Here is an 8818-nt window from a genome sequence, read left to right as displayed (position 1 = left end):
TGAACTACGCAATAGATACATTATAATTATAAAGCGATACGCTAACTATTTTGAGTTAATGACATCAAATATAACTTTGTTTGTTTCAGATGATAATGTTAGTTTAATATTTAAACCTTCTTCATGATTATTTGCAATAATTAATCTTGCTAAAGGTGTTTCTATTTCACGTTGAATAAATCGTTTTAACGGACGTGCCCCAAATTGTGGTTCGTAAGCAGTTTTAGCAATCCATTGTTTCACCGTGTCATCAATATCAATTGATAAATGTTGTTGCTGTAAACGTTTCTGTAAATCTTTAATTAATTTATTAACAATACCTATCATATTTGAAGATGTAAGAGGTTTGAAGATCACAATATCATCCATACGATTTAAAATTTCAGGTTTGAAATGTGCATATAATTGTTGAAATACATTATCACTAACTTCTTTAGTAACATGACCATCATTAGAAATATTGTCTAATAAAGTCATAGAACCTATATTAGAAGTCATAATGATAATCGTATTTTTGAAATCTACAATACGTCCTTTACTATCAGTTAATCGACCATCATCTAATAATTGTAATAAAACATTAAAAACATCAGGATGTGCTTTTTCTATTTCATCTAATAAAATAACAGAATATGGTGAGCGTCTTACTGCTTCTGTTAATTGACCACCTTCTTCATAACCAATGTAACCTGGAGGTGCACCAATTAAACGACTAACTGCATGTTTTTCCATATATTCACTCATATCTATACGAATTAAATGCTTTTCACTATCAAATAATGTGGCAGCTAATGTTTTAGCCAATTCTGTTTTACCTACACCAGTCGGTCCTAAAAATAGAAAGCTACCGATTGGACGATTAGGGTCTTTAATGCCTGCACGTGCTCTAATAATAGCATCTGCTACTTTGTCTACTGCCTCATCTTGCCCTACTACACGTTCATGTAAGATAGTTGCTAAATTTAATAGTTTTTCTTTTTCTGTTTCTATTAATTTATTGACAGGAATTCCTGTCCACTGACTAACAATAAAGCTAATTTCATTGTCAGTTACTACTTCACGAATAATACGTTCTTGTGTGTCACCATTAAATTTCTCTTCTAATTCTTTTAATTGCTGTTCAACTTGTGGAATTAAACTATATTTCAATTCAGAAGCTTTTTCTAAATTGTAACTTGTTTCGGCTTGTTCTAATTGCATCTTATATTTATCTAATTCACTTCGTTTAGCCTGAACTTTAGCAATTTGTTCTTTTTCACCTTCAACTTTAATTTGTAATTGTTGCTGTTTATTACGCTCTTCGGTTAATTCACGACGCAAATCATTTAAACGTTGTTCAGAAACTGTATCTGATTCATTAGCTAAAGCTTTTTCTTCAATTTCTAGCTGCATGACTTTACGATTAATAGCATCTAATTCAGTAGGATTAGAACCCATTTCTGTACGAATCGTTGCACATGCTTGGTCTATTAAATCAATTGCTTTATCAGGTAAAAAACGATCTGTAATATAGCGATTTGATAATTCAGAAGCGGCTACTAATGCTCTATCGGTAATTCTAACACCATGATAAACTTCAAAGCGTTCTTTTAAACCTCTTAAAATAGAAATTGTATCATCAACAGTAGGTTCTTTAACCAATATTTTTTGGAATCTACGCTCTAAAGCAGAATCTTTTTCTATGTATTGGCGATATTCGTTTAATGTTGTTGCACCGATACAATGTAATTCACCACGTGCTAACATAGGCTTTAACATATTTCCAGCATCCATAGCACCTTCAGTTTTACCTGCACCGACTAACATATGAATTTCATCAATAAATAAAATAATTTTACCTTCTGACTCTTTAACTTCTTTTAATACTGCTTTTAAACGTTCTTCAAATTCACCTCTGAATTTTGCACCAGCAACTAAAGAAGTTAAATCTAGTTCAAAAACAGTTTTATCTTTCAAGCTATCAGGGACATCCCCTTTAACTATACGTTGTGCTAATCCTTCAACAATTGCAGTTTTACCTACACCAGGTTCACCAATTAAAACAGGATTATTTTTAGTTTTACGTGATAAAATACGAATAGCGTTTCTAATTTCTTCATCACGTCCAATTACTGGATCCATTTTGCCTTTTTTAACTTCAGCTACTAAATCTCTACCATATTTTTCTAATACTTCATAATTCACTTCAGGATTTTGACTATTCACATTCTTTCCTCCTCTAATTTGAGTAATAATTTCGTTGATTGTTGTACTATTAGTAAATTGCTCTATTTTATTTTTAAAAGATTGTTGTGTATCTAATAAAGCTAATAAAATATGCTCTAATGAAATAAATTCATCTGACATTTGTTGTTTTATTTTATTTGCTTGTTGTAACATTTTATTCATATCTGATGATAAATATTGACCATAAGTTATATTATCACCTTTAATCGTTGCTTTATTTTTTAGTAATTGTTGATAATCTTTAATTAGACTGTTTATTTTTACATTTGCACGCTCTAAAATCGTCGTTGCTAAATTATCACCACTACATATTGCTAATATAAATGTATCAACATCAATTTCTTGTTGTTGATATTGAACTGCATTAAGTTGTGCTTGTTGAAAAACTTCTTGAACTGCGTAAGTCATCTTATTCATATCCATATAAATTTCACCTCTCAATAAAAGCTTAGATCACTTTGACTTATTTTGACCTATTGCAATTATACCTCAACTTTTATTATCTGTCTATATAAAAGTCAAAATAAGTCAAACTTTTTTTGATATAAAGAAAAACGATAACTCTTTATAGAATTATCGTTGCTTTTTCTTATTTAGTTACACGTTTCATATATGTGCCTTCAGCAGTGTTTACTTCTAGTAATTCACCTGCTTCTACGAAATCAGGTACGTTAACTACTAAACCAGTTTCCATTGTTGCTGGTTTACCTGAGCCTGTTACTGTAGCACCTTTAATTGATGGTTGTGTTTCTTCAACACGTAAAATAACTGTTGTCGGTAACGAAATACCAATAACTTCTTCACCATAAAACTGAATTTTTACTTCCATGTTTTCTAACATATATTTTAATTCTTGTTCAATAGTTTCTTTTTCGATTTCATATTGTTCATATGTTTCTAAATCCATAAATACAGCCATACCGTCTTGACTATATAAATATTGTACATCTTTTGTTTCAATATGTGCTTTTTCTACTTTTTCTTCTGGACGCATTGTTGTATCAACAGTAGAACCATTACGAATATCACGTATTTTCATACGCATTACTGTATTTCCTTTACCTGGTTTGTGATGGCTAATTTCTAAAACTTTTAATAACTTACCATCTAAAACGAATGTCATACCTGATTTTAAATCACTTACACTAATCATTTTTAAATCCTCTCTTTAATGTTTAAAATAGTTTTCTTTATTTTTATATCATAAATTGATTGATATTGCTATAACTTTATGCTTTTAATTTCATAATTATTTTGTATGGGAGACTTACAGATTTAGTAAATGTACCTATGAGTACTTGTAATTGTCCACCGAATTGACGTTTATAATGAAAATTACCCGTACTTTTACTTGCTTCATTCGTCTCAATCGTGCCGTAAAAATTAAATTGTTGATAATTATTTTGGTAAGCATATTTAATCATTTCCCAATTAATCATTGTCGCACCACCAAAGTTTAAATATTCATCATAAGAACCACCTAAAATAGATACAATTTCATTACCATAACACATCATAATATAAGCTGATAAAGGTAATTCATCTGTTGTAACATTCATTTCTTCAAATGTTTTTTGGCGTTTTATATAACTACTCAATTGATCTTTAGCATCTGTTATTTGCCCTTTAATTTTTTTAGTTATTGGCATTGCTTCTAGTTTATTAATTTTATCTGTAAAATCTTTAATGTTATCACTTAAATATTTTTGATAAGCTGAACAATCTAAATAAGCTAACATAAACTTTGCATCATCTTTAAAATATTTTTTTAGTAATTCAAAATAGTTTAAAGGTGGGACACTAAATCCTTTACGTGCACTAGTAGCTTGTAAAATATCGTTAAATAAAGGTAATTCATCAACTGTTAATTCTCGAACTTTAACTTGCGAAGCTTGAAACTTTTTTAAATCTCTTCTTAACGATGGTGGTAATTGCTCATACATGGCATCCACATTTTTAAAATGTTGTAATGGTTTGACAAAAATTTGCCCGACACTATGTAACGTATCTTCTTTGGATACATGATGATCATAACCATGTTGACCAAAAAATGTCACTAAATCATCGTAACGATGATCTTCTAAAATATTTAAATTTTCATCCATAATTTGTTGAATAATATAAGGATGAATAATGATTTGACTTGCACCTTGTTGTTTTAAAAATTTTTCTATTAATTTAAAACATTTTTTAACCAAAGTTATATTACTATAATCAAATAATGGCCCTTGAATAATTAACGCTTCTTTGAAAAAATAATATCTCTTTCTGTAATTTATAACAGCATGCCCCACTATATGATTATTATCATAAATTAATATGCACTGTGTTTTATCAAAATTTTGTCGTTCTGTTTGCATCTGAGCCATTGCTGCTGCTTGTAAAAAATTATTCACTGTATATTTATTAATTTCATTTTTATATGTTTCAGTCGAAACTATTTTTATATGTAACATTATTTTGTCTCACTTTCTTAAAGTCATTGTTTATTTTACACTACTTACTAATATTTTAAAAGAAAAACACTTTTAAAGTTTACATAATATTTTTATTATAAGAANGAAAAACACTTTTAAAGTTTACATAATATTTTTATTATAAGAAATATTATTGTGGATAATAATTTATTTTTTAATAGTTTATTCATCCTTTTAATATAGTTTACATAATATTTTTATTATAATGTTATTTTAAATTAACTTGTTATTTTGATAAAATTAAGTTAAAATTTTATATGATTATTAATACCTTAGCGAGTTAAGAATGGTGAAAGCTTAACAACATTAATTTGGCTACAATCAAATATTAATTAAGTGGATTTTTTAATCAACTAGGGTGGAATCGCGATTATATCGTCCCTAGAGTTATTACATATAACTCTAGGGACTTTTTATTTTAAGGAGGATAACAATGACTTATTCAATGGAAACAATTGTTAATTTAGCTAAGCATCGTGGCTTTGTTTTTCCAGGTTCGGAAATTTATGGTGGTTTAGCTAATACTTGGGACTACGGTCCATTAGGTGTGGAATTAAAAAACAATGTGAAAAAAGCATGGTGGAAAAAATTCGTACAACAATCACCTTATAATGTAGGTTTAGATGCAGCTATTTTAATGAATCCTAAAACATGGGAAGCTTCTGGTCATATTGGTAATTTTAATGATCCAATGGTTGACTGTAAACATTGTAAATCAAGACATCGTGCGGATAAATTAATTGAAGATTTTTATCAAGCACAAGGTAAAGAAATTATTGTAGATGGTATGCCACTTGATAAAATGAAACAATTAATGATTGATGAAGCTATTCCTTGTCCAGATTGTGGTAGTCATGATTGGACTGATATTCGTCAATTTAACTTAATGTTTAAAACTTTTCAAGGTGTAACAGAGAGTTCAACAAATGAAATCTTTTTACGTCCTGAAACAGCACAAGGTATTTTTGTTAATTATAAAAATGTACAACGTTCTATGCGTAAAAAATTACCTTTTGGTATTGCCCAAGTTGGTAAATCTTTCCGTAATGAAATTACACCAGGTAATTTTACATTCCGTACGAGAGAATTTGAACAAATGGAATTAGAATTTTTCTGTGCACCTGGTACAGATATTGAATGGCAAAATTATTGGAAACATTTTTGTCACAACTGGTTACTTGCATTAAATATGAAGTCAGAAAACACACGTTTACGTGATCACGATCAAGATGAATTATCTCACTATTCAAATGCAACGACTGATATTGAATATAAATTCCCGTTTGGTTGGGGAGAATTATGGGGAATTGCTGACCGTACAGATTTTGATTTACAACAACACATGTCACATTCAAACGAAGAATTTTTATACCATGATCAAACTACTGGAGAAAAATTTGTTCCTTATTGTATCGAACCATCTTTAGGTGCTGATCGTGTGACATTAGCATTTTTATGTGATGCATATGAAGAACAACAACTTTCTGAAACAGACAGTCGTACAGTTTTACATTTACATCCAGCCTTAGCACCATATAAAGCAGCAATTTTACCATTGTCTAAAAAACTTTCTGAAGAAGCACAACAATTATTTGCTGAACTATCAGAAGATTTCATGATAGACTTTGATGAAACAGCATCAATTGGTAAACGTTATAGACGCCAAGATGAAATCGGTACACCATTCTGTATTACATACGACTTCGAATCAAAAGAAGACGGACAAGTAACAGTTCGTGATCGTGATACAATGGAACAAGTGAGAATGCCAATATCAGAAGTAAAAGCATATTTAGCAGATAAAATTAAATTCTAAAAAGAAGATGAATAACTCAAGTTAATGCTTGAGCTATTCATCTTTACTTTTTATCATAATAATTTGTCCATTATCAATACTTACTTCTGCTGGACCTTCCAACCATTCATTACTAACAGTTAAAGAATCAGATAAATTTAAACGCTTATCTGTCAATGGATATTTAACATTGTTTAATGTAATTTGTACACCTTCATTTCGTGGAATAAAAGATAAATAATCATAATGTTCTTGATCAATTTTATAATGACCTGGTGGCAAAATTGTAAGTTTATTCTGAGCATCAATCAATGATAAACTAATATTTTGACGCTTAGCCTCTACATTGGCTAAAATATTTAAATTAGCTAAAAAATGATCAAGTCTACCACCAGTAGCACCATAAATTTCTATAATATCGATCGTATATTCTTGTGTTAATTTAGTTAAACAATAATTCAATGCTGCCTCAGTATCTGTTAAATCTTTATGCGGATTCAATCGAACAATATGAGGAACTTGTTGCTCAACATAGGCGAATTGTTGTGATGTAATGCTGTCAAAATCACCAATTGCACAAATAGGTATAATATTATGTTCAAGTAAAGTTATTGCCCCCTTATCTACCCCTACCCACATATCAATATGTGAATTGTATAGTAGATTGTCAGCTTTGCCACATAGTAGCCCTATCTTCATTTTAGTTTCTCAAACTTTCTATACCTTGTGCTAAATCAGGCGAATTAAATAAATAAGAACCTGCAATTAACCAATCAGCACCTGCTTCTCGACACAATTTAGCAGTACTATCATTAATACCACCATCTACTTCAATAGCAAAATTCAATTGATGATTTTGACGATAATCATTTAATTCTTTTATTTTATTAAGCATTTCTTTAATAAATACTTGACCACCAAAACCAGGGTTTACTGTCATCACTAAAACATAATCAACTTCTGATAATACATATTTAATTTGTTCTACAGAAGTATGTGGATTAACTACAACACCTGCTTTTGCGCCACTTTCTTTAATTTGTTGAATAACACGATGTAAGTGTGCCGTAGCTTCTACATGTACAGAAATATAATCAGCACCTGCTTCTCTAACATCATTAATATATTTTTCAGGATTTATCATCATTAAGTGAACATCAAATGGTAAATCTGTGTATGAACGTATAGCTGAAATAATCGGTAATCCTAATGAAATATTAGGTACAAAAGTACCATCCATAACATCTATATGCACGATATCTGCTCCTGCTTGTGTCATATGAATAATATCTCTACCTAAATTTGCAAAATCTGCTGATAAAATTGATGGTGCTATTTTAGTCATTTACTTTACCTCTAATATTTTATTTTTCTATTTGCAATTTCATCATAAAATAACAAATAATCTTCATAACGTTGTTGTGCAATAATTTTATTTTCAACTGCTAATTTAATAGCACATTTAGGTTCATGATAATGATGACATTCTCTAAATTTACATTGTTCACTAAGTTCTCTAAACTCTAAAAAACAATATTTTAAATTGTCTAATGAGATTTCATCAAAATTAATTGCCGAAAATCCTGGTGTATCTGCAATTAAACCTGTACCTAATTCATAAGCTTCTACATGTCTAGTCGTATGTTTACCACGTCCTAATGATTTAGAAATCTCTGAAGTAGCTAAAGTTAGTTCTGGAATTAAGCTATTTAATAAAGTTGATTTACCAACACCTGATTGTCCACAAAATACACTGAATTTATCTTGACATAATGCAATAAGTTGCTGTTTATCTTGTTGAGCATCTAATACTTGATAGCCTATTTTTTGATACGTTTCAATAATGTCAGTTGATAAGGTTAATAAATCTGTTTTAGTCATCACAATAATCGCTGAAATATTATGAAAAGCTAAAATAGTTAAAAATCTATTTAATAATCTTGTTGAAAATTGTGGATTAGTTGTCGACATTAATACGAAAGCTTGATCAATATTTACAATAGGTGGTCTAACGAGTGTATTTTTTCTCTCTTCAACTTTCAGAATATAACCATCTGTTTGATTTTCTTGTTGAAATACGACATTATCACCTACTAAAGGACTAAATTTATCTTTTCTAAATTTACCTCTTGCTCGACATTGATAGATTTGCTGTTGTGCTGTTTCTACATAATAAAATCCACTTAGTGCTTTAATTACTTTTCCTGTTAACAAATACTCACCTCTAACTTTAAACTAATTTAATTTTATCATCTATTGATGTAAAAAAACAAGGTTTTAATGCATATAACATTAAAAGGTTCTATAATTTAAAGTGTTG

7 protein-coding genes are annotated in these 8818 nt (G+C 29.4%); 1 reads left to right on the top strand and 6 read right to left on the bottom strand.

Annotated features, from left to right (window positions below; all coding sequences use genetic code 11):
* Window positions 1–45 precede the first annotated feature (45 nt).
* From clpB to AC5EAH_RS07135, 3 genes are all read right to left on the bottom strand, one after another.
* Window positions 46–2649 (bottom strand): ATP-dependent chaperone ClpB, encoded by a 2604-nt coding sequence (clpB, locus tag AC5EAH_RS07145; protein WP_493494089.1) that lies wholly within the window; start codon window positions 2647–2649, stop codon window positions 46–48.
* A gap of 166 nt (window positions 2650–2815) precedes the next feature.
* Window positions 2816–3379 carry an elongation factor P gene (gene efp / locus AC5EAH_RS07140; protein WP_493494088.1) on the bottom strand — a complete coding sequence of 188 codons (564 nt, stop codon included), beginning with the start codon at window positions 3377–3379 and terminating at the stop codon, window positions 2816–2818.
* 76 nt (window positions 3380–3455) lie between these two features.
* A complete protein-coding gene (locus AC5EAH_RS07135) occupies window positions 3456–4682 on the bottom strand; it encodes a peptidoglycan bridge formation glycyltransferase FemA/FemB family protein (RefSeq protein ID WP_493494087.1) in 1227 nt (408 codons plus the stop codon).
* Between the two features lie 454 nt (window positions 4683–5136).
* Between AC5EAH_RS07135 and AC5EAH_RS07130 the strand changes: the two genes are divergently transcribed.
* Window positions 5137–6519 (top strand): glycine--tRNA ligase, encoded by a 1383-nt coding sequence (locus tag AC5EAH_RS07130; RefSeq protein ID WP_493494086.1) that lies wholly within the window; start codon window positions 5137–5139, stop codon window positions 6517–6519.
* 33 nt (window positions 6520–6552) lie between these two features.
* Here the strand turns inward: AC5EAH_RS07130 and AC5EAH_RS07125 are convergent, their stop codons facing one another.
* The 3 genes from AC5EAH_RS07125 to rsgA are packed head-to-tail and all read right to left on the bottom strand — an operon-like array spanning window position 6553 to window position 8712.
* Window positions 6553–7197, bottom strand: coding sequence for a thiamine diphosphokinase (locus AC5EAH_RS07125; protein WP_493494085.1), 645 nt, complete (start codon window positions 7195–7197; stop codon window positions 6553–6555).
* Between the two features lies 1 nt (window position 7198).
* Window positions 7199–7843: a ribulose-phosphate 3-epimerase gene (gene rpe, locus AC5EAH_RS07120; RefSeq protein ID WP_493494084.1), complete on the bottom strand. Its 645-nt coding sequence runs from the start codon at window positions 7841–7843 to the stop codon at window positions 7199–7201.
* A gap of 11 nt (window positions 7844–7854) precedes the next feature.
* The gene (gene rsgA / locus AC5EAH_RS07115) at window positions 7855–8712 is read right to left on the bottom strand and encodes a ribosome small subunit-dependent GTPase A (protein ID WP_493494083.1); all 858 of its coding nucleotides are present in this window, start codon (window positions 8710–8712) and stop codon (window positions 7855–7857) included.
* Between the last annotated feature and the right edge of the window lie 106 nt (window positions 8713–8818).

This window comes from Staphylococcus sp. B1(2026), assembly GCF_058895785.1.
This window is presented reverse-complemented; position numbering and strand designations above follow the sequence as displayed.

What these genes read in the sequence shown, in the direction of transcription:
- AC5EAH_RS07135 (WP_493494087.1), bottom strand. Translation starts at nt 4,682, where the DNA reads ATGTTACATATAAAAATAGTTTCGACTGAAACATATAAAAATGAAATT.
- clpB (WP_493494089.1), bottom strand. Translation starts at nt 2,649, where the DNA reads ATGGATATGAATAAGATGACTTACGCAGTTCAAGAAGTTTTTCAACAA.
- AC5EAH_RS07125 (WP_493494085.1), bottom strand. Translation starts at nt 7,197, where the DNA reads ATGAAGATAGGGCTACTATGTGGCAAAGCTGACAATCTACTATACAAT.
- AC5EAH_RS07130 (WP_493494086.1), top strand. Translation starts at nt 5,137, where the DNA reads ATGACTTATTCAATGGAAACAATTGTTAATTTAGCTAAGCATCGTGGC.
- rpe (WP_493494084.1), bottom strand. Translation starts at nt 7,843, where the DNA reads ATGACTAAAATAGCACCATCAATTTTATCAGCAGATTTTGCAAATTTA.
- efp (WP_493494088.1), bottom strand. Translation starts at nt 3,379, where the DNA reads ATGATTAGTGTAAGTGATTTAAAATCAGGTATGACATTCGTTTTAGAT.